This window comes from Streptomyces katrae, from assembly GCF_000966975.1.
GTDB lineage: Bacteria > Actinomycetota > Actinomycetes > Streptomycetales > Streptomycetaceae > Streptomyces > Streptomyces katrae.
Genome location: NZ_JZWV01001733.1, coordinates 1 through 690, shown reverse-complemented (window position 1 = coordinate 690; position 690 = coordinate 1). Strand labels below are relative to the sequence as shown.

The window sequence follows — 690 nt, the reverse complement described above, 5'->3', positions numbered from 1 at the left end:
GCCCGTCGCCGTGCAGGGCGTCGTCGGCGGGACGGGGCGCTTCGCGCAGGCCGTCGCGGCGGCGTCGGGGGCGCGGATCCTCACCGGGACCACCGCCCGGGCCCTGTCCCTCAGCACGTCCGGGCGCTGGAGCGTACGGGCCCACACCGGCGGCGGGCCGCTGACGCTGACCGCCGACGCGGTGGTCCTGGCCCTGCCCGCGTTCGCCGTGGCCGAGCTGCTGCTCCCGCACGCCCCGCTCGCCGGAGAGGAACTCGCGGCGATCCCGCACGCCTCCACGGCCGTGATCACCCTGGCCTTCTCCCGCGCCCGCGCGCACCGCCTCCCGGAGGGCAACGGCTTCCTCGTCCCCCCCGTGGACGGACGCACGCTGAAGGCGGCCTCCTTCCTGTCGAACAAGTGGGCCTGGCTGGGGGCCGCCGCCCCGGAGCTGTTCGTGCTGCGCGCCTCGGTCGGCCGGATCGGGGAGGAGGCGCTGCTGGAGCTCCCCGACAAGGAGCTGGTCCGCCGCGCCGTCGGCGAACTCCACCGGGCGGCGGGCCCGCTGGGCGAACCCGTCGCGGCCCGGGTCACCCGCTGGGACCGCGGCCTGCCCCAGTACGGCGTCGGCCACCACGACCGCGTCGCCCGCATCCGCGAGGCCGCCGGAAAGCTCCCCCGCCTCGGCCTGTGCGGCGCGGCGTACGAGGG

1 protein-coding gene is annotated in these 690 nt (G+C 78.3%); it reads left to right on the top strand.

Features of this window, described 5'->3' with window-relative positions; all coding sequences use genetic code 11:
• Positions 1–690 (top strand): protoporphyrinogen/coproporphyrinogen oxidase (locus tag VR44_RS40360; protein ID WP_045952679.1); only part of this gene is annotated, 690 nt, incomplete at both ends.